Annotated in this window: 14 protein-coding genes; 2 read left to right on the forward strand and 12 right to left on the reverse strand. The window is 72.1% G+C overall.

Features of this window, described 5'->3' with window-relative positions; genetic code table 11:
- Positions 1-72 precede the first annotated feature (72 nt).
- A complete protein-coding gene (locus ACIQ7M_RS32810; RefSeq protein WP_403651069.1) occupies positions 73-1,080 on the forward strand; it encodes an aldo/keto reductase in 1,008 nt (335 codons plus the stop codon).
- Between the two features lie 102 nt (positions 1,081-1,182).
- Complete coding sequence (locus ACIQ7M_RS32815) at positions 1,183-2,355, forward strand: PQQ-dependent sugar dehydrogenase (protein WP_403651071.1); 1,173 nt, start codon at positions 1,183-1,185, stop codon at positions 2,353-2,355.
- Between the two features lie 61 nt (positions 2,356-2,416).
- On the opposite strand, the gene ACIQ7M_RS32820 is transcribed toward ACIQ7M_RS32815, so the two are convergent.
- From ACIQ7M_RS32820 to ligA, 12 genes are all read right to left on the reverse strand, one after another.
- Positions 2,417-5,503, reverse strand: a complete 3,087-nt coding sequence (locus ACIQ7M_RS32820; protein ID WP_403651073.1) for an AAA family ATPase — start codon at positions 5,501-5,503, stop codon at positions 2,417-2,419.
- A 167-nt stretch (positions 5,504-5,670) separates the two neighbouring features.
- Positions 5,671-5,862, reverse strand: a complete 192-nt coding sequence (locus ACIQ7M_RS32825) for a hypothetical protein (RefSeq protein ID WP_355767603.1) — start codon at positions 5,860-5,862, stop codon at positions 5,671-5,673.
- Between the two features lie 199 nt (positions 5,863-6,061).
- Positions 6,062-6,685 carry a hypothetical protein gene (locus tag ACIQ7M_RS32830; RefSeq protein WP_403651075.1) on the reverse strand — a complete coding sequence of 208 codons (624 nt, stop codon included), beginning with the start codon at positions 6,683-6,685 and terminating at the stop codon, positions 6,062-6,064.
- 35 nt (positions 6,686-6,720) lie between these two features.
- Entirely contained in the window at positions 6,721-7,296 is a 576-nt protein-coding gene (locus ACIQ7M_RS32835) for a GNAT family N-acetyltransferase (protein ID WP_403651077.1), read from the reverse strand.
- Positions 7,297-7,300: 4 nt separating this feature from the next.
- Positions 7,301-9,619, reverse strand: a complete 2,319-nt coding sequence (locus ACIQ7M_RS32840; RefSeq protein WP_403651079.1) for an MMPL family transporter — start codon at positions 9,617-9,619, stop codon at positions 7,301-7,303.
- 184 nt (positions 9,620-9,803) lie between these two features.
- On the reverse strand, positions 9,804-10,271 hold the full coding sequence (locus tag ACIQ7M_RS32845) for a hypothetical protein (protein ID WP_403651081.1): 468 nt from the start codon (positions 10,269-10,271) through the stop codon (positions 9,804-9,806).
- Positions 10,272-10,370: 99 nt separating this feature from the next.
- Positions 10,371-11,885, reverse strand: coding sequence for an Asp-tRNA(Asn)/Glu-tRNA(Gln) amidotransferase subunit GatB (gene gatB / locus ACIQ7M_RS32850; protein ID WP_403651083.1), 1,515 nt, complete (start codon positions 11,883-11,885; stop codon positions 10,371-10,373).
- Between the two features lie 16 nt (positions 11,886-11,901).
- Positions 11,902-12,132: a hypothetical protein gene (locus tag ACIQ7M_RS32855; protein WP_361693558.1), complete on the reverse strand. Its 231-nt coding sequence runs from the start codon at positions 12,130-12,132 to the stop codon at positions 11,902-11,904.
- Positions 12,133-12,140: 8 nt separating this feature from the next.
- On the reverse strand, positions 12,141-13,646 hold the full coding sequence (gene gatA / locus ACIQ7M_RS32860; RefSeq protein ID WP_355767588.1) for an Asp-tRNA(Asn)/Glu-tRNA(Gln) amidotransferase subunit GatA: 1,506 nt from the start codon (positions 13,644-13,646) through the stop codon (positions 12,141-12,143).
- A 5-nt stretch (positions 13,647-13,651) separates the two neighbouring features.
- Positions 13,652-13,948, reverse strand: coding sequence for an Asp-tRNA(Asn)/Glu-tRNA(Gln) amidotransferase subunit GatC (gene gatC, locus ACIQ7M_RS32865; protein ID WP_037622623.1), 297 nt, complete (start codon positions 13,946-13,948; stop codon positions 13,652-13,654).
- A gap of 623 nt (positions 13,949-14,571) precedes the next feature.
- Positions 14,572-16,803, reverse strand: coding sequence for a putative bifunctional diguanylate cyclase/phosphodiesterase (locus ACIQ7M_RS32870; RefSeq protein WP_403651086.1), 2,232 nt, complete (start codon positions 16,801-16,803; stop codon positions 14,572-14,574).
- Positions 16,804-17,063: 260 nt separating this feature from the next.
- Positions 17,064-19,259, reverse strand: coding sequence for an NAD-dependent DNA ligase LigA (ligA, locus tag ACIQ7M_RS32875; RefSeq protein WP_403651088.1), 2,196 nt, complete (start codon positions 19,257-19,259; stop codon positions 17,064-17,066).

A 19,259-nucleotide genomic window follows, 5' to 3' on the forward strand; every position in this document is an offset into this window, starting at 1 on the left:
CAGGAGGTTATGCCAGGCGCTCATGCGCGCAGAGGTTAGGTTGGGGTCCGGCAGAAGGAGGAGCACGGCCAGGTGGAGCGCAGAACGATCGGGGCCGCGGCGCTCGATGTGGGGGCGGTCGGACTCGGATGCATGCCGATGAGCTGGGCTTACACCGGGTCACAACAGCGTGGCGAGGAGTCGCTGCGCGCGGTGAACGCGGCACTGGACCGGGGGTCGACCCTGCTCGACACGGCCGACATGTACGGGCCCTTCACCAATGAGCTGCTCCTGGGACGCGTCCTGAGGGAACGGCGCGCCGAGGCCTTCGTCTCGACCAAGGTCGGCCTGCTGGTGGGCGACCAGCACCTCGTGGCCAACGGCCGCCCCGGCTATGTGAAACGGGCGTGCGACGCGTCGCTTCGCCGGCTCCAGACGGATGTGATCGACCTCTACCAGCTGCACCGCGCGGACCCGGAAGTGCCGGTCGAGGAGACGTGGGGCGCGATGGCCGAGCTCGTCGCGGCCGGAAAGGTCCGCTCGCTCGGGCTGTGCGCGGTGGGTGCCGGGTCCGGCCGCCGGGCGGGGGCGCGGCCGCACGACGGGACGATCCGGCTGCTGGAGCGGGTGCAGCAGGTCTTCCCGGTGAGCACCGTGCAGGCCGAGCTGTCGGTGTGGTCGGCGGAGGCGCTGGACGCGCTGCTGCCGTGGTGTGCGGCGCGCGGGGTCGGGTTCCTCGCCGCGATGCCGCTCGGCAACGGCTTCCTGACCGGGACGCTGACCCCCGGCGAGGGCTTCGAGCCCGACGACGCGCGGGCCCGCCACCCCCGCTTCACGGCGGAGATGATGGCCGCGAACCAGCCCATCGTCGTCGGTCTGCGGCGCGTCGCCCGGCGGCACGGGGGCGGCGCCCGTCCCGTCACGCCCGCGCAGGTGGCGCTGGCGTGGGTCCTGGCGCAGGGACCGCACGTCGTCCCGGTGCCGGGGGCCAAGCGGGAGCGCTGGGTCGCCGAGAACGCGGGGGCGGCCGGGCTGCGGCTGACGGCGGAGGATCTCGCCGAGGTGGCGGCGTTGCCGGGGGCCCTGGGATCCTGGGACTGAGCGGCGCTTCCGGAGCCCGGCGCGGATCTCCCGGCCGGACCGGGAACCCGGGAGACGCGAGCGGTGTATGAACAGGTGGACCGCCGCGTCGAAGGGACCCTGATGGTGCAAGTTCGAGCAGTGACAGTCGTGTTGGCCGCGAGCGTGCTTCTGGTGACGGCCGGCTGTTCCTCCGGCGAGGGGGGAGGTACGGGCGGCTCGGGCAAGCCGCCCGGCATCGGGGGCGACGCGTCCCACGCGTCCTCCGCCCCGAGCGCCACCGCCGGGCCGACACCGCCCGCGAAGGGCTCGGTGCGGGTCCTGCGCACCGTCACCGAGAACCTGGACACCCCCTGGGGCCTCGCGCCGCTGGCCGACGGCGGTCTGCTGGTGTCCTCGCGGGACAAGGGGACGATCACCCGGGTCGACGAGAAGACCGGCGCGAAGACGCTGCTGGGCGAGGTCGCGGGGGTGGCGCCGGCCGGCGAGGGCGGTCTCCTCGGTATCGCCCTCTCGCCGGACTACGCCTCCGACCACATGATCTACGCATACCTGACCACGGCCTCCGACAACCGCATCGTGCGCATGCTGTACGACGAGCGGAAGCCGTCAGGTGAGCAGCTCGGGGCGCCGGACACGATCTTCAAGGGCATTCCCAAGGGCGTGATCCACAACGGTGGCCGGATCGCCTTCGGTCCGGACAAAATGCTCTACGCGGGCGCCGGTGAGACGGGTGACCGGGGTTTGGCCCAGGACAAGAAGTCGCTCGGCGGGAAGATCCTGCGCATGACGCCGGAGGGCGAGCCCGCGCCGGGCAATCCGTTCCCCGACTCGGTCGTGTACTCGTACGGGCACCGCAACGTCCAGGGTCTCGCCTGGGACGACAAACAGCGGCTGTGGGCCTCGGAGTTCGGCCAGGACACCTGGGACGAGCTGAACCAGATCAAGCCCGGCGACAACTACGGCTGGCCGGTGGTGGAAGGGATCAGCCACAACTCGGCGTACCACGACCCGATCGTCCAGTGGAAGACCGACGAGGCCTCCCCGAGCGGGATCGCCTACGCCGAGGGGTCGATATGGATGGCGGCCCTCAAGGGCGAACGCCTGTGGCGCATCCCGTTGAACGGCACCGAGGCGTCCGCGGCGCCGGAGGCCTTCCTCACGGGCAAGTACGGCCGCCTCCGCACCGTCGTCTCCGCGGGCGGCGACAAGCTCTGGCTGACGACGAGCGAGACCGACGGCCGCGGCACCCCCGTGAAGGGCGACGACCGGCTCCTGGAGCTGGAGGTGAAGTAGGGCGGCGGGCCGGGGGCGACCGCGGTGCTCCCTCGGCCCGGTCTCCCCGCGGGCGCGCCCCTCAGCCGGCCGCTCGGGCGGCCGGGCCGTCCGGCGGGACGAGCCGCAGCCGGTGGGCCAGGGCCGCCGCCTCGCCCCGTCCCGAGACGTCCAGCTTGGCCAGGATGTTCGAGACGTGGACGCTGGCCGTCTTCGGGGAGATGAACAGTTCCTCGGCGATCTGGCGGTTGCTGCGGCCCGCGGCGACCAGGCGCAGGACGTCGCGCTCGCGGCTGGTCAGGCCGAACGCGGCCGCCGGGTCGGCGGGAGCGGTCCGGGACGGTTCGGGCGTGTGCCCCAGGGTGATGCGGGCACGCTGGGCGAGCAGCGCGACGGCGTCGGCCAGCGGACGGGCCCCGAGGTGCCCCGCGACGGCGCCGGCCAGCCGCAGGAGTTCCGCGGCGCGGTCGCGCTCGTCGTCGTCCGCGCCCGTGAGCAGCAGGGACTCGGCGAGACGGAGCCGGACCCGGGCGAGGTCGTAGGGGCGCTCCAGGGGTTCGACGGCCTCGACCACCTCGGACCACTGGCCGGGGCCGCTCGCGCCGTCGGCCCGCCGGAGTTCGGCGCGCAGCCATGCGGCGTGGGCGCTCCAGACCGGCGCTCCGGTGGCCAGGGTCCTCGCGGCCGTGCGGACGCGGTCCAGGGCGGGGGCGCGGCCCGGGGCGGCGACGGGCAGGCCGCGGGCGTCGGCCTCCGCGGTGACGGCGGCCAGCAGGAGCGGCCAGGCGTAGCGCTGGGTGCCGGGCGGGAAGCCCGCGGCCAGTGCCTCCTCCAGGGCGGTGCGGGCGTCGAGGAAGCGGCCCTCGCCCGCGGCGATGCCGATGGTGGTGCACAGCAGCGGCAGGGAGTGCTGGGGCATCGGGTCGTGGGTGCCGAAGTGGGCTCGGGCGGCGGTCAGTTGGCGTCCGGCCTCGATGAGGTCCCCGCGGGCCAGGGCCACGGGCGCGAGCCGGGACGCGCCCACTCCGGACGCCTTCCCGCCGAGCCCGATGGCCAGGGCGTTGCGGGCGGCCTCGGCGGCCTCGTCCCAGCGGCCGAGCGCGTACAGCGATTCGGAGAGGTTCCCCCACACCCAGGCCTGGGTGTCCAACAGGCCGTTCCGGCAGGCAAGTTCTATGCCCTCGCGCAGGACGGCGACGGCCTCCCGGGAGCGGCCGACCGATTCCAGGTGAGAGGGCAGGTTGATGTGGAGACGGCCCACGACGTACGCGGCGCCTTGGCGGTTGGCCCGCTCCTTGACCCGGTACATCTCCGCGAGCCCGGCCTCGGTCTCCCCCGCGTCGACCATCAGGCCGCCGAGGGTGAGCCGGGCGTTCAGCTCGGTGTCCCGGGCGCCCACCATGTGCGCGTACTCCACGGCGCGTTCGGCCGCGGACAGGGCGCCGTGGCCGGGCTGGTGCACCATGCACCAGGCGGCGACCATGGACAGGACCTCGGCGTGCACCTGGGAGGGCGGCAGACCGCGCACCAGGTCCTGGGCGGTGGCGAGTTCCTTCCAGCCGTTGCCGCGGACCTGCGCCTGCACGAGCCGGGAGCGCTGGATCCAGAACCAGGCGGCGCGCAGCGGGTCGCCCTCGTCCTCCAGGAGGTGCAGCGCCCGTTTGGTCGTCTTCAGGGCGCGTTCGCGTTCCCCGCACAGTCGGCCGGCGACGGCGGCCTCGGCCATGAGGTCCAGGTAACTCAGCGGTGTGGTCGCGCAGTCGGGGCCGGCGGGGGTCTCCCCGTGGCCGTCGGGCAGCGGAGGGGGGTAGGCCTCCACGTAGTCGATGGGGCGCAGTTCGGCCCGTACGGTGTCGGGGACCGTCTCCCACAGTTCCATCGCCCGTTCCAGGAGCCGCAGTTGCTCGGAGTGGGCGTGCCGGCGACGGGCCTCGACCGAGGCGTCGAGGACGGCGGGCAGGGCCTTGGCGGCGTCGTGCGCGTGGTACCAGTAGCTGGCCAGCCGGGTGACGCGTTCGTCGGCCGGTACGAGCGCCGGGTCGGCTTCCAGGGCCTCGGCGTAGCGGCGGTTGAAGCGGGAGCGCTCGCCCGGCAGCAGGTCGTCGCTGACGGCCTCGCGGACCAGGGAATGGCGGAAGCGGTAGCCGTCGCCGCCAGGTGTGGCGATCAGGATGTTGGCGCCGACGCAGGCGCGCAGGGCCTCGATGAGGTCGTCCTCGGCGAGCCGTGCCACGGCGGCCAGCAGGGGGTACTCGACGGTGCTGCCGCCCTCGGCGACGATCCGGGCGACCCGCTGGGCGCTCTCGGGCAAGCCCTCGACGCGGACGAGGAGCAGGTCGCGCAGGGTGTCGGTGAGTCCGGTGCGACAGCCTTCGCGGGCGGCGACGGCGAGTTCCTCGACGAAGAACGCGTTGCCGTCGGATCGGGCGAAGATCTCGTCGGCCTGGGCGGTGTCGGGCTCACGGGCGATGATTCCGGCGATCTGACGGCCGACCTCCGCCCGGTTGAAGCGGCTCAGCTCGATGCGGCGGACCGTGCGGAGGCGGTCGAGCTCCGCGAGCAGCGGGCGCAGCGGATGGCGGCGGTGGATGTCGTCGGCGCGGTAGGTGGCGATCACGACGAGGCGGCCGCTGCGCAGCGTGCGGAAGAGGTAGGCGAGCAGATGGCGGGTGGAGGCGTCGGCCCAGTGCAGGTCCTCGAGGACGACGACGACCGTGCGGTCCGCGGCGACGCGTTCCAGCAGGCGGGCGGTGAGCTCGAAGAGGCGGGCCATGCCGTCCTCCTCGTACTGCCGTCCCGGGGTCGTGCGGGCGAGCTCGGGGAGGAGGCGGGCGAGTTCCTCCTCCTGTCCGGCGGCCGCGGCGGCGAGTTCGTCGGGCAGGGCGCGGCGCAGGGCGCGCAGGGCGGTGGAGAAGGGGGCGAAGGGAAGGCCGTCGGCGCCGATCTCGACGCAGCCGCCGGAGGCGACGACGGCGCCCTCGCGGGTGGCGGCGCCGGAGAATTCCTCCAGGAAGCGGGTCTTGCCTACGCCGGCCTCGCCGCCGAGCAGGAACGCCTGTGGCTCTCCCCCGGCGGCGGCGCGCGCGAGCGCGTCGTTCAACACGCCCAGTTCGTCGGCGCGTCCGACGAACACGGGGCTGACGGACCTGGTCTCCACGGGCCCGAGCATGGCACAGGGGTCCGGCAGGGGGGCACCGGTCGCCGGGACGGCGATCAGTGCCCCGCCCGCCGGACGACCCGTGGACGGTGGGTGCGGGACGGCCGCCGCGCGGTGGCCGTCCCGCACGGCCCGTGGACGGCCGGATGGCGCCGGGCCTTCCACGGAGGCCCCGGTGCTCACGCGGTGCGGGCCGAACGGTGCCTGCGGGGGCTGTCGCTATGGGCGCGTTCGCCGTCGTTCTGTGCGGACCGCCGGGCGGCGCGGCGGGCGGCCCGGCGGCCGTCGGAGGCCTCCTTGGCGAGCCGGTAGGTCTGGGCCCTGCGGATCATTTCCTCGGACCGGATCTGCTGGAGCTCGAACTCGAACATCTCGTACCCCTCGTGAAGAGTCGGTTTCGGTCTCGCTTGTTCGCGATGCCTCAACCTTCGTCTCCCAGGGGGGTGCGCCACATCGGGAGAGTTCCGCATCTTGGGAGCGCGAAGGGCCTTAGGACGGCGGCCGGTTTCCCGTGCCGGCCCTAAGGCCCCTCTGAGGTGTCGGTTCTTCGGTGGTGCCGGGTGCCGGGACTCAGCTCGTGGAGGGCAGTCCGAGGAGGATGTCGGAGTACTTGGCGACCGCGAGCACCAGGCCCACGACGCCGAGGGAGACGCCCGCCCAGGCGACGGACTTGATCCAGGCGGCCTGCGGCCTGCCGGGGGCGCCGAAGGCGGGCCGGACCAGCACCACGACGCCGACGATCAGCGCGACCAGCGCGAAGAGGCCGCCGACCAGCGCGGTGGTCGCCCAGGCGTCGCCGTAGACCTCCTTGACCTGCGTGGCCACGCTGGCGGTCGACGAGGTCTGGAGCTGGCCGACCAGGGTCTCGCGGGCGGCCGCCACGGTGGAGACCCAGCTCCCGGTCAGCGACACCAGGCCGAGCGCGGCGGACACCACGGCGGCGGCACCCTGGCCGACACCGCCGTCCCGGCCCGCCTCGGACTCGTCGAGGGCGGCGAGGTCCGCGTCGGCCTCGTCCCGCTCCTCGACGTCCGCGTCGGCCTCGTTGCGCTCCTCGGCGTCGGCCGCCGGTCCGGTCCCTTCGTCCGTGGACGTCCCGGCCGCGTCGGCCTTGGTGACGTCCAGGTTCCGCTCGTCGCGCTCCGCCTCGGTACCGGTCTCGGCCCCGGTCTCGTCAACTGTCTTGGTTCCCATGCGTGGCACCGTACGGACGCTGTCTGAGAGCTTCCTTAATGTTCCGCGGAGGGGGTGTGCGCGCGTGCGGCACGCCACTCGGGGGCGAGTACGGACCACACCTCGAGGTCGTGCCGGACCCCGTGGTGGGGGTGCTTCTCGCGGAGCACGCCGTCCCGGCTCAGGCCGAGCCGCCGGGCCACGTTCAGGCTCGGGACGTTGCCCGCGGCGGCGACCCACTCGACGCGGTGGATGCCCCGCTCCTCGACCGCCCAGTCGATGAGGATCCGCATCGCGCGGGTGACCAGACCGCGCCCGGAGGCGGCGGGTTCCAGCCAGCAGCCGACCTCGCAGTTGCCCTGGGCCGCGTCGAAGTTCAGGAAGAGCACACCGCCCACGAGCTTCCCGTCCAGCCACAGGCCGTGCAGGGACCCGGTGTCGGCGCAGCGCATGTCCGCGTACCTCTGGAGCTGCGCCCGCGCGGACGGCACGTCCGTTGACCGGGCCCCGAAGGGGATGAACCGCCCGATGAAGTCGCGTCCGCGGTCCAGGTGCGCGAGGAACTCCTCGGCGTGCCAGGGCTCCAGGGGCCGCAGTTCCGCTCCGTCGTCGCCCAGGGATATCGCGTACATCCCGTCACCGCTCCTTCGTCGTCACGTCCTGCACCCCGGCGTCCGGCAGCTCGGCGTCCGGCACCTTGAGGTCCAGCGCCTCGACGTCGGCCGCCGCGTGGCCCAGTACGTCCGCCGCCTCGGCGTCCGTGGCCTCGGCCAGCCTCTCATGCGCGGCCCGGCACTCGGGCGGCTCGATGCTGATGCGCGGCAGCCTCTTGTCGAGCGCCCGGGGCAGCCACCAGTTGGCGTCGCCGAGCAGGTGCATGAGGGCGGGGACGAGGAGCGTGCGCAGGACGAAGGCGTCCAGGGCGACGGCGGCGGCCAGGGCGATGCCGAACATCGCGATCACGCGGTCTCCGCTGAGCACGAAGGCGAGGAAGACCGAGATCATGATGACGGCGGCGGAGTTGATCACCCGGCTGGTCTCGGCGAGGCCGACGCGTACGGCACGCCGGTTGTCACCGGTCTCCAGCCACTCCTCGTACATCCGGCTCACCAGGAAGACCTGGTAGTCCATGGAGAGCCCGAAGAGCACCGACACCATGATCACGGGCAGGAACGGCTCGATCGGACCCGCGCGGCCGAGGCCGAGCAGCTCGCTGCCCCAGCCCCACTGGAAGATCGCGACGACGACTCCGAAGGCCGCGGCGACGGCGGCGATGTTCATGACCGCGGCCTTGAGCGGGATGCCGATCGAACGGAACGCGAGCAGCAGCAGGACACAGCCGAGGCTGATCACGACCCCCACGAAGAGCGGGAGCTTGCCGATGATGACGTCCGCGAAGTCGTCGTAGCTCGCCGTCACACCGCCGACCTGTACGTCGAGGGAGGTGCCCGACTCGGCGCGCGGCAGGACGTCGGTGCGCAGCCGGTCGACGAGATCGCTGGTCTTCTGGGACTGCGGCGCGGAGTCCGGGACGACCGTGAGGAAGGCGGTGTCACCGACGCCGTTGTAGGTCACCGGGGTCGCCGAGGCGACGCCCTCGGTGGTCCGCAGGGTGGCGTCCAGGTTGTCCAGGGCGAGCCTGTCCTCGGCGCCGGCGACCTTGGTGACGAGGGTCAGGGGTCCGTTCAGGCCGGGCCCGAAGCCCTCCGAGATCCGGTCGTAGGCCTGCCGGGTCGTCGTGCCCTTCGGGTCGTTGCCCTGGTCGGAGGTACCCAGGTGGAGGGAGAACGTGGGGAGGGCGAGTACGGCCATCACGACGACGGCCACGACCCCGAGCAGCTTGGGGTGGCGTTCCACGAACGCGGACCAGCGGGCGGCGAACCCGGTGGCCATCTCGGGCTCGGGCCCGTGCTCCTCCAGCCTCCGGCGCTCGCGGCGGCTGAGCGCGCGCGGTCCGATGAAGGACAGCAGCGCGGGCAGCAGGGTCACGGAGGCCGCGACGGTGAGGACGACGGTCAGGGAGGCGGCGATCGCCACACCGTTGAGGAAGCTGAGCCGCAGGATGAGCATGCCCAGCAGGGCGATGCAGACGGTGGCGCCGGCGAAGACGACCGCGCGTCCGGTGGTGGCCACGGCGTTCTGCGCCGCCTCGGCCACCGGCAGTCCGCGTTTGAGGCCGCGCCGGTGTCTGGTCACGATGAACAGCGCGTAGTCGATCCCGACCCCGAGGCCCACCAGCATGCCGAGCATGGGGGCGAAGTCGGCCACGGTCATGGCGTGTCCGAGGAGCACGATGCCGAAGTACGCCGTGCCCACGCCCACCAGGGCGGTGGCGATGGGCAGCATGGAGGCGGCGAGCGAGCCGAAGGCGAGGAAGAGGACCACGGCGGCGACGGCCACGCCGACGATCTCGGCCGTGTGTCCGCCGGACGGCTTGGTCAGGGAGATCGCGGTGCCGCCCAGCTCGACGTCGAGCCCCTTGGCCTCGGCGTCCTTGGCGGCGTCGACGACGGCCCGGACCTCGCCCTTGTCGAGGTTCTCGGCCCGGTCGGCGAAGGTGATGGTCGCGTACGCCGTCCGGCCGTCCCGGCTGATCCCGCCGTCCGCGCCCGTCCGGCCCGATCCCTCGTGCGCGTACGGGCTGTCGACGGAGGCCACTCCGGGGAGCTTCTCGATCTTGTCCAGGGCCCGGGTCATGGACTGCTCGACGTCGGCGGAGCGGACCGTGCCCGAGCCGGTGTGCCAGACGACGGTGTCGCTGTCGCCGCCGAGCCCGGGGAAGCCGCTGTTCAGGAGCTGCGTCGCGCGGCCCGATTCGGTGCCGGGGACTTCGTAGTCGTTGGAGTACGCGGAGCCCGTCGCGGCCGCGGCCGCGGTCACACCGCCGAAGGCCACAAGCCAGAGGAGGACGGTGATGAGGCGATGCCGGACGCACCACCGAGCAAGGGCTGCCACGAGCGAGCTCCCTGGGGGGATTTGTGGATCTTTATCGGGAACTGCCCGCAAAGAACACATGACTAATGCGTCATCACTCTTGCAGCATGAACTGATCCTTTGTCGCATTCGTGGGCTTACTCACAGGGCTGCGTCCCATGTCACAGGGAATACGCGTGGCCCCGGTCACCCCGCCCGCCACAGCTCAGTCCAACTGGTCACCCACGGCCATGACCATCACTCCGGCGATCATCAGCCACAGGGCCCGCCGGGTGCGGCCCTTGGCCCCGAGCGCCGACGCGCCGGCGCACAGGACGGCTCCCGAGGCGTAGGAGAGGGGTATGAGCGCGCTTCCCGAGCCGCCGGTGCGCATCACCGACGCGGCGAGTCCGGCGACGGTCAGCAGGACTCCGGTGCCGATCGCGGTCCAGCGCGCCCGGCGCGCCTCCGGATCCTCGTCCTCGTCCTCGTCCTCAGGGTCCAGGTCCTCCGGGTCCAGGTCCTCCGGCTCCGCGGGGTCGTGGTCCTCGCGGCCGTCGGGGTCCCGAGGGGCGCGGTCGTGCGTCTCGATGGTGCCGTCGTGCGTCTCGGTCGTGCGGTCGTTCGTCTCGCTCGTGCCGTCCTGCGTCTCGCTCGTACTGTCGTGCGTCTCGGAGTCGGTGCTTCCACTCATGGCGCGGGAGCGTAGCGCGTTGACCTGAGCACGCCGACACAGACCCCAGGGGGCGCACCGGTCGCGGCGCACCCCCTGGGATGTGGGAAAACCCGGATCTCAGCCTTCGGAGACGCCCAGCTTCTCCAGGATGAGCTCCTTGACGCGAGCGGCGTCGGCCTGGCCGCGGGTGGCCTTCATGACCGCGCCGACGAGCGCGCCGACGGCCTGGACCTTGCCGCCACGGATCTTGTCGGCGATGCCCGGGTTCCCGGCGACGGCCTCGTCGACGGCGGCGGTCAGCGCGCCCTCGTCCGAGACGACCTTCAGGCCGCGCTTGTCGACGACCTCGTCCGGGGTGCCCTCGCCCGCGAGAACGCCCTCGATGACCTGACGGGCCAGCTTGTCGTTCAGATCGCCGGCGGCGACCAGCTCGGACACCCGGGCGACCTGGGCCGGGGTGATCGGCAGGTCCTCCAGGGCCGTGCCCGACTCGTTGGCGCTGCGGGCCAGCTCGCCCATCCACCACTTGCGGGCGGAGGTGGAGTCGGCACCGGCCTCGATCGTCGCGACGATCGAGTCGATCGCGCCGGCGTTGAGCATCGACTGCATGTCGTGGGCGTTGACGTCCCACTCCTCGCGCAGCCGGTTGCGGCGGGCCAGCGGCTGCTCGGGCAGTCCGGCGCGCAGCTCCTCGACCCACTCACGGGACGGGGCGACGGGCACGAGGTCGGGCTCCGGGAAGTACCGGTAGTCCTCCGCCTCCTCCTTCACGCGGCCCGAGGTCGTGGACCCGGTGTCCTCGTGGAAGTGGCGCGTCTCCTGGATGATCGTGCCGCCGGAGTTCAGCACCGCGGCGTGGCGCTGGATCTCGAAGCGGGCGGCACGCTCGACGGAACGCAGGGAGTTGACGTTCTTCGTCTCGGAGCGCGTGCCGAACTTCTCGCGGCCGTGCGGGCGCAGCGAGAGGTTCACGTCGCAGCGCATCTGGCCCTGCTCCATACGGGCCTCGGAGACACCGAGCGCCTTGATGAGCTCGCGCAGCTCGGCGACGTACGCCTTGGCGACCTCGGGAGCACGCTCACCCGCGCCCTCGATCGGCTTGGTGACGATCTCGATGAGCGGGATGCCCGCCCGGTTGTAGTCGAGCAGCGAGTGGGACGCGCCGTGGATACGGCCGGTGGCACCGCCGACGTGCAGCGACTTGCCGGTGTCCTCCTCCATGTGGGCGCGCTCGATCTCCACGCGGAAGACCTCGCCGTCCTCGAGCTGGACGTCCAGATAGCCGTTGAAGGCGATCGGCTCGTCGTACTGCGAGGTCTGGAAGTTCTTCGGCATATCCGGATAGAAGTAGTTCTTCCGGGCGAAGCGGCACCATTCGGCGATCTCGCAGTGCAGCGCGAGGCCGATCTTGATGGCGGACTCGACTCCGGTCGCGTTGACGACCGGGAGGGCGCCGGGCATGCCGAGGCAGGTCGGGCACGTCTGCGAGTTGGGCTCGGCGCCCAGCTCGGTCGAGCAGCCGCAGAACATCTTCGTCTTGGTGCCGAGTTCGACATGGACTTCGAGGCCCATGACGGGGTCGTACGACGCGAGCGCGTCCTCGTACGACACCAGGTCGATCGTGGTGGTCACGGTGAAAACTTCCCTCTCAGCCCAGCAGGACGTCGTCGTCGCCCAGGCGCTTGAGCTCCCGGTAGAGGATGGCGAGGCCGGTGACGATGGCGGCGGCGGACACGGCGGCGTCGATGAGGCGCAGCGTGTCGTTCTCCTTGCGGGCCCTCTTGACCTGCTTCGCGACACCGAGGGCACCGAACGCAGTGCCCGCCATGGACAGATACGTGCCGGACTTGGACTTCTTGAAACCCTTGGCCTTGGACATTGCCTTGCTCACAGCGACGGAGCCTCCTCAAGCAGCGGGTGGCCCCACTTTTCCACGAAGGCGGCCTCGACGGCGGCTCCGACCTTGTACAGACGGTCGTCCTTCAGCGCCGGGGCGATGATCTGGAGTCCGACCGGGAGGTTGTCCTCGGGGGCGAGACCGCAGGGCAGCGACATGGCGGAGTTGCCGGCCAGGTTGGTCGGGATGGTGCACAGGTCCGCGAGGTACATCGCCATCGGGTCGTCGGCGCGCTCGCCGATCGGGAACGCGGTGGTGGGCGTCGTCGGCGAGACGATCACGTCGACCTGCTCGAACGCCTTCTCGAAGTCGCGCGTGATGAGCGTACGGACCTTCTGGGCGCTGCCGTAGTACGCGTCGTAGTAGCCGGAGCTGAGCGCGTACGTGCCGAGCATGATGCGGCGCTTGACCTCGGGGCCGAAGCCGGCCTCACGGGTGAGGGCGGTGACGTCCTCGGCGGAGCGCGTGCCGTCGTCGCCCGTACGCAGGCCGTAGCGCAGGCCGTCGAAGCGGGCGAGGTTGCTCGAACACTCGGACGGGGCGATCAGGTAGTACGCGGAGAGCGCCAGGTCGAAGGACGGGCAGTCCAGCTCGACGATCTCGGCGCCCAGTCCCTTGAGCAGCTCGACGGACTCGTCGAAGCGCTGGATGACACCGGCCTGGTAGCCCTCGCCGCGGAACTGCTTGACGACACCGACGCGCATGCCGGAGACGCTGCCGTTGCGGGCGGCCTCGACGACCGGCGGGACCGGGGCGTCGATGGAGGTCGAGTCGAGCGGGTCGTGCCCGGCGATGACCTCGTGGAGCAGGGCCGCGTCCAGGACCGTACGGGCGCAGGGGCCGCCCTGGTCGAGGGAGCTGGAGAACGCCACCATGCCGTAGCGGGAGACCGCGCCGTACGTGGGCTTGACGCCGACCGTGCCGGTGACGGCGGCCGGCTGGCGGATGGAACCGCCGGTGTCGGTGCCGATGGCGAGGGGCGCCTGGTAGGAGGCGAGGGCGGCGGAGGAGCCGCCTCCGGAGCCGCCGGGGATCCGGGTGAGGTCCCAGGGGTTGCCGGTCGGGCCGTACGCGCTGTTCTCGGTGGAGGACCCCATGGCGAACTCGTCCATGTTGGTCTTGCCGAGGATGACGACGTCGGCGGCCTTGAGCCGCTTGGTGAGGGTCGCGTCGTACGGCGGGATCCAGCCTTCGAGGATCTTCGAGCCGACGGTGGTCGGGATGCCCTCGGTGGTGAAGATGTCCTTCAGCGCGAGCGGGACGCCGGCGAGTGGGCCGAGCTTCTCGCCGGCCTCCCGCTTGGCGTCCACGGCACGGGCCTGGGCGAGGGCGCCCTCGCGGTCGACGTGCAGGAAGGCGTGCACCTTCTCGTCGACGGCCTCGATCCGGGCGAGGTGGGCCTCGGTGACCTCGACGGCGGTGAGCTCGCCGGCCGCGATCTTCCCGGCGATCTCGGCCGCGGTGAGCTTGATGATGTTGACGTTGGTGTCCGTCATGGTGATTAGTCCTCCCCCAGGATCTGCGGCACCTTGAAACGCTGCTGCTCCTGGGCCGGGGCGCCGGAGAGCGCCTGCTCGGGGGTGAGCGACGGACGGACCTCGTCCACGCGCATGACGTTCGTCAGCGGCAGCGGATGAGAGGTCGGCGGTACGTCTTGGTCGGCGACCTCGCTGACGCGGGCGACCGCGCCGATGATGTCGTCGAGCTGGCCTGCGAAGTGGTCGAGCTCTTCGCCCTTCAGCTCCAGACGCGCCAGCCGTGCGAGGTGGGCGACCTCCTCGCGCGTGATGCCAGGCATGCAGCGATCCTCTGGGGTGAGTGCGTGTGGTTTGGCCCAATCCTATGGGGCCCGGGCCGATGCCCGCGCCCGGGTTTGCCGTGGGACGCCCACGACCCCGCCCTCCGACCGGTCATCTCCCACCCACGCACCACCCGTTCGCCCCGGCCGTCCCGTGCGCCGGCGCCGATCCGGCCGACCGACACCCCGGCCTCCGGCCGGACGTCCCCCACCCGCGCACCACCCGTGCACCGTCCGCCGAAAAGCCGAGCTCTCCCGTTCGGGCGTCCCACCGCCGGCGGCCATCGGCCCAGCAACACCCCGGCCTCCGGCCGGATCTCTCCCACCCGCGCACCACCCGTTCACCGTCCGCCGAGAAGCCGAGCTCTCCCGTTCGGGCGTCCCACCGTCGGCGGCTATCCGCCGGGCGACTTCCGGGCCTCCGGACTGGTGGGCTCTGCTGTGGGGGTCCTCGCCGTTGGCGGCCGTCGCGCCGGGGTGCGGGACGGCGCGTCCGCGGTCGGGTCTTCTGTCCGCCTCACGCCGCCCGCGGCGGGAAGGGACCACCAGGGGGCCGAGGTTGTCAGCGGACTGTTGCGGGTGGTGCGTGGGTGGGAGACAGCCGGCCGTAGGCCGGGAAAGGGCTACTCGGCGGCAGGCAGCGCGGCCCGCGGCCGCTGCCAGCCCCGGGCCCCCCGGGCGAGCAGCCACGCCGTCGCCTCGTCGGGCGGCATCGCCGCGGCGACGAGCCACCCCTGGACGGCGTCGCACCCCAGATCCCGCAACCGCTCCCACGTCTCGTCGTCCTCGACGCCCTCCGCCACGACGAGGAGCCCCAGCGAATGCGCGAGGTCGACGGTGCACCGCACGATCTCGGCGTCCTCGGCGTCCACGGCGAGCCGCGCGACGAACGAACGGTCGATCTTCAACTCGCTGACCGGCAGCCGGCGCAGATGGACCAGTGAGGAGTACCCGGTGCCGAAGTCGTCCAGCGACATCTTCACCCCGTGCCCGGTGAGCGCCGCGAGGGTGTCGGCGGCACGCTGCGGGTCCTCCAGGAGCACATGCTCCGTTATCTCCAGTTGGAGCGCTCCCGCGGGAACTCCGTGCCGGGCGAGACGGGCGGCGACGGCGCCCGCGAACCCCGGGGTGTGCACGTCGCGCGGCGACACGTTCACCGCGACCGGCACGTACAGCCCCTGTGCCCGCCAGCGCGCGACCTGCCCGAGGGCCGTCTCCAGGACGTACTCGGTGAGGTGCGGCATCAGTCCGGACGACTCGGCGATGGCGATGAACTCGTCCGGCGGCACCTTGCCGCGCTCGGGATGCACCCAGCGCACCAGCGCCTCGAGCCCGGCCACCTGTCCGTCGAAGCGGACCTTGGGCTGGTAGTGCAGTTCGACGTCACCGGTGTCCAGGGCCCGGCGCAGATCGCCCAGCAGGCCCAGCCGGTCGGGGGTGTTGGAGTCCCGCTTGGACTCGTACACCTCGACGCCCGTACGGTCCCGCTTCGCCTGGTACATCGCGATGTCGGCCAGGCGCAGCAGCCCCTCCGCGTCGAGCGCGTGGTCGGGGAAGACGGAGAGCCCGGCGCTGGCCTCCAGGACGAGGGTGAGTCCGTCCAGGTCGAGCGGCGAGCCGAGGGTGGCGACCAGATTGCGGGCGACCCGCGTGGCCGACGTGGTGGAGTCCACGACCGGCAGTAACACGGCGAACTCGTCACCGCCGAGCCGCGCGGCCTCCGCCCCGCGCGGCAGTGCCAGCCGCAGCCTCTCGGCTATCTGGAGGAGCAGCCGGTCACCGGCGAGGTGCCCCAGCGTGTCGTTCACCGAGCGGAAGCGGTCCAGGTCGATGAGCACGAGGGCGGAGCGCACGCCGATGCGCTCGGCGTCGTCCAGGGCCGTCCAGGTGCGCTCCAGCAGCCACTGACGGTTCGGCAGCCCGGTCAGCGGGTCGCGCAGTTGCTCCTCGGCCCGGGCCCGGGCTATCCACAGGGTGGAGTCGAGGGCGATCAGCGGGATCGAGAACAGGGGCAGCAGTGCCGGCTGGGCCGTCGCGACGACACAGATCAGCGGCGCGATGCCGAGCAGGGCCACGGCGACGAGCCCGTGTCTGACGAGGGCCGTACGGGCGACGGTGGGCAGGCCCCCACGCGGCGTGTTCAGGTACCAGAGCAGGGTGCGGGTGACGGCGAGATAGGCGCCGGCGACCAGCACGACCTGGGGGGCCGCGTAGAACGTCCAGGTGTCGGGGGCCCAGGGCGTCTCGACGCTCGGGAACCGTCCGAACGACGCGAGGACCAGGGCTCCGGCGCCGATGCCGAGGATGTCGACGGCGCCGTGCACGACGCCTTGGCGCCAGCGGTTGCGGCGGGCGGTGCCCACCAGGACGACGACGGTGAGGCTGACCATGCCGGCCGGGACCCAGCCGTACAGCAGCAGGACCGCGAGGGTGAGCGCGGCGCCGGAACCGGTGCCGCCCCACCAGCGGGCCCGGCCGAGGGCGACCAGGTGACCGACGATGACGCCGGTCAGCAGGGCCAGGGCCCAGCCGACGGTGCCGCACGGGAAGAGGGCGTGATGACCGCTGAACGCCCGGTAGAAGCCCGCGCCCAGGACGAACGCGGCCGTCGCCACGACCGCCGAGGGCAGCGTCGGCCAGGACAGATGGCGCTCGGGGTCCTGGCCGGGCAGGCCGGTGCCGGGGTCGGCGGTGAGAGCGCCGGGGACGACGGGAACGGGGAGCGGCGTGGTGCCGAGCCCGCTCCGGGCGGCACGCTCCGACTGCCGTCCCGTCCGCAGGCCGGTCAGCCACGCGCCGGTCGTCCGGCGCGGGCGCAGCCGTGGGTCGGGAGCGGCGCTCTCGGTCGGTTCCATTCCCGTCCCTCTCACTGCCGGCGGTGCCGACGCCACACGATCCGTTGCCGGCGACAGCCGCCGAAGACGCCGCGTCGGAAAACCCTTCCCCCGGCCCACGCGGAGTCGAGGATGCGCCGGCCGCGGCCGGGCACGGCAGGCGCACACGTCAACAGTAGGCCGCGGAAGGCTTCCACGGGCAGCGGTCGTCGACGGTTGCCCGAATGCGACCTGGTCACCCGTATGTCACCGATTTGCGCCGAATGGGTGGTCTTCACCCCCTATTCCTCGATCGGGAGCGCGACTTCCGCCGCCGCGTCCGGTCCCTGCCCCAACAGGACGGCGAAGCCCTCCTCGTTCAGGACCGGAACCTTCAACTGCATCGCTTTGTCATACTTCGAGCCGGGATTGTCGCCCACCACGACGAAGGACGTCTTCTTCGAGACGGAGCCGGTCACCTTTGCTCCACGGCTCTGCAGCTCCTCCTTCGCCCCGTCCCGCGTGTGGTGTTCGAGCGTGCCCGTGACCACGACCGTGAGGCCTTCGAGCGGTCGCGGTCCCTCGTCCTCCCCCGCGCCCTCGTCCTCCATCCGGACGCCGGCCGCCTTCCACTTGCGGATGATCTCGCGATGCCAGTCCTCGGCGAACCATTCCTTGAGCGAGGCCGCGATGATCGCCCCGACGCCCTCGGTGGTGGCGAGCTCCTCCTCGGTGGCCGCCTCGATACGCTCCACGGAGCGGAACTCCCGGGCCAGCGCCTCGGCCGCGACCGGGCCGACGTGACGGATCGACAGGCCGGTCAGCACACGCGCGAGCGGGCGCTCCTTGGCGGCGGCGATGGTCTCCAGCATGGCAAGCGCGTTCTTCTTCGGCTCGCCCTGCTGGTTGGCGAAGACCGTGGCGATCTTCTCCTCGCCGGTCTTCGGATCGCGCTTGGGCAGACCGCTGTCCTGGTCGAGGACGTACGCCTTGATGGGCAGCAGCCGCTCGATCGTGAGGTCGAAGAGGTCGCTCTCGTCCTTCAGCGGCGGGTCGGAGGGCTCCAGCGGCTTGGTGAGGGCCGCCGCCGCCACGTACCCGAAGTGATCGATGTCCAGCGCCTTGCGCCCCGCGAGGTAGAACAGCCGCTCACGCAACTGGGCGGGGCAGGCGCGGGCGTTCGGGCAGCGCAGGTCGACGTCGCCCTCCTTCATGGGCCGCAGCGCCGTACCGCACTCGGGGCACTCGGCCGGCATCACGAACTCGCGCTCGCTGCCGTCGCGCAGGTCGGCGACCGGTCCGAGGATCTCGGGGATGACGTCACCGGCCTTGCGCAGCACCACCGTGTCCCCGATGAGGACGCCCTTGGCCTTCACCACGTCCTGGTTGTGCAGGGTGGCGAACTCGACCTCGGAGCCCGCGACCGTGACCGGCTCGACCTGCGCGTACGGCGTGACCCGGCCCGTACGGCCCACGCCGACACGGATGTTGACGAGCTTGGTGTTGACCTCCTCGGGCGCGTACTTCCAGGCGATCGCCCAGCGGGGTGCGCGCGCGGTGGAGCCGAGCCGGCCCTGGAGGGGGATCTCGTCGAGCTTGACGACCACCCCGTCGATCTCGTGCTCCACGGAGTGGCGGTTCTCCCCGTAGTACGCGATGAACTCCCGTACGCCGTTGAGGTCGTCGACCACCTTGGCGTACCGCGTGGTCGGCAGTCCCCAGGAGTGCAGCAGCCCGTAGGCCTCGGAGAGCCGGCCGAGGGCCTCGAACCCCTCCAGGGCGCCGATGCCGTGGACGACCATGTGGAGCGGCCGGGTCGCGGTGACGCGCGGGTCCTTCTGCCGCAGCGAACCGGCCGCCGCGTTGCGGGGGTTGGCGAAGGGCTTGTCGCCCGCCGCCACCAGCCGGGCGTTGAGCTCCTCGAACTTCTCCATCGGGAAGTAGACCTCGCCGCGGATCTCCACGAGGTCGGGAACGTGATCGCCGGTCAGACGGTCCGGGATCTCCGTGATCGTCCGGACGTTGGGCGTGATGTCCTCGCCCGTACGGCCGTCGCCGCGGGTCGCCGCGCGCGTGAGACGGCCGCGTTCGTACGTGAGGTTGACGGCGAGACCGTCGACCTTCAGCTCGCACAGGAAGTGGTGGTCGGAGGCGCCCACGTCCTTGGCCACGCGCTCGGCCCACGCGGCCAGTTCCAGGTCGGTGAAGGCGTTGTCGAGCGACAGCATGCGCTGCCGGTGCTGGACGGAGGTGAATTCCGTGGCGTACGCCCCCGCGACCTTCTGGGTCGGCGAGTCCGGTGTCCGCAGCTCGGAGTACTCCTCCTCCAGCGCCTCCAGGGAACGCAGCAGGGTGTCGAACTCCGCGTCACTGACGACCGGGGCGTCCCTCACGTAGTACCGGAAGCGGTGCTCCTCGACCTGCTCGGCGAGCTGCGCGTGCCGCTCCCGTGCCTCGGCGGGTACCGATGTGGGCTCTGCGTGCTTTTCGCCGGCCAC

The sequence above is a fragment of the Streptomyces sp. NPDC096324 genome (assembly GCF_044763015.1).
GTDB lineage: Bacteria > Actinomycetota > Actinomycetes > Streptomycetales > Streptomycetaceae > Streptomyces.

Bases quoted from the DNA above. Each gene is read 5' to 3' on its own strand.
- ACIQ7M_RS32825 (WP_355767603.1), bottom strand. From the start codon at position 5,862: ATGTTCGAGTTCGAGCTCCAGCAGATCCGGTCCGAGGAAATGATCCGC.
- gatC (WP_037622623.1), bottom strand. From the start codon at position 13,948: ATGCCTGGCATCACGCGCGAGGAGGTCGCCCACCTCGCACGGCTGGCG.
- ACIQ7M_RS32845 (WP_403651081.1), bottom strand. From the start codon at position 10,271: ATGAGTGGAAGCACCGACTCCGAGACGCACGACAGTACGAGCGAGACG.
- ACIQ7M_RS32870 (WP_403651086.1), bottom strand. From the start codon at position 16,803: ATGGAACCGACCGAGAGCGCCGCTCCCGACCCACGGCTGCGCCCGCGC.
- ACIQ7M_RS32855 (WP_361693558.1), bottom strand. From the start codon at position 12,132: ATGTCCAAGGCCAAGGGTTTCAAGAAGTCCAAGTCCGGCACGTATCTG.
- gatA (WP_355767588.1), bottom strand. From the start codon at position 13,646: ATGACGGACACCAACGTCAACATCATCAAGCTCACCGCGGCCGAGATC.
- ACIQ7M_RS32835 (WP_403651077.1), bottom strand. From the start codon at position 7,296: ATGTACGCGATATCCCTGGGCGACGACGGAGCGGAACTGCGGCCCCTG.
- ACIQ7M_RS32830 (WP_403651075.1), bottom strand. From the start codon at position 6,685: ATGGGAACCAAGACAGTTGACGAGACCGGGGCCGAGACCGGTACCGAG.
- ACIQ7M_RS32815 (WP_403651071.1), top strand. From the start codon at position 1,183: ATGGTGCAAGTTCGAGCAGTGACAGTCGTGTTGGCCGCGAGCGTGCTT.
- ACIQ7M_RS32820 (WP_403651073.1), bottom strand. From the start codon at position 5,503: ATGCTCGGGCCCGTGGAGACCAGGTCCGTCAGCCCCGTGTTCGTCGGA.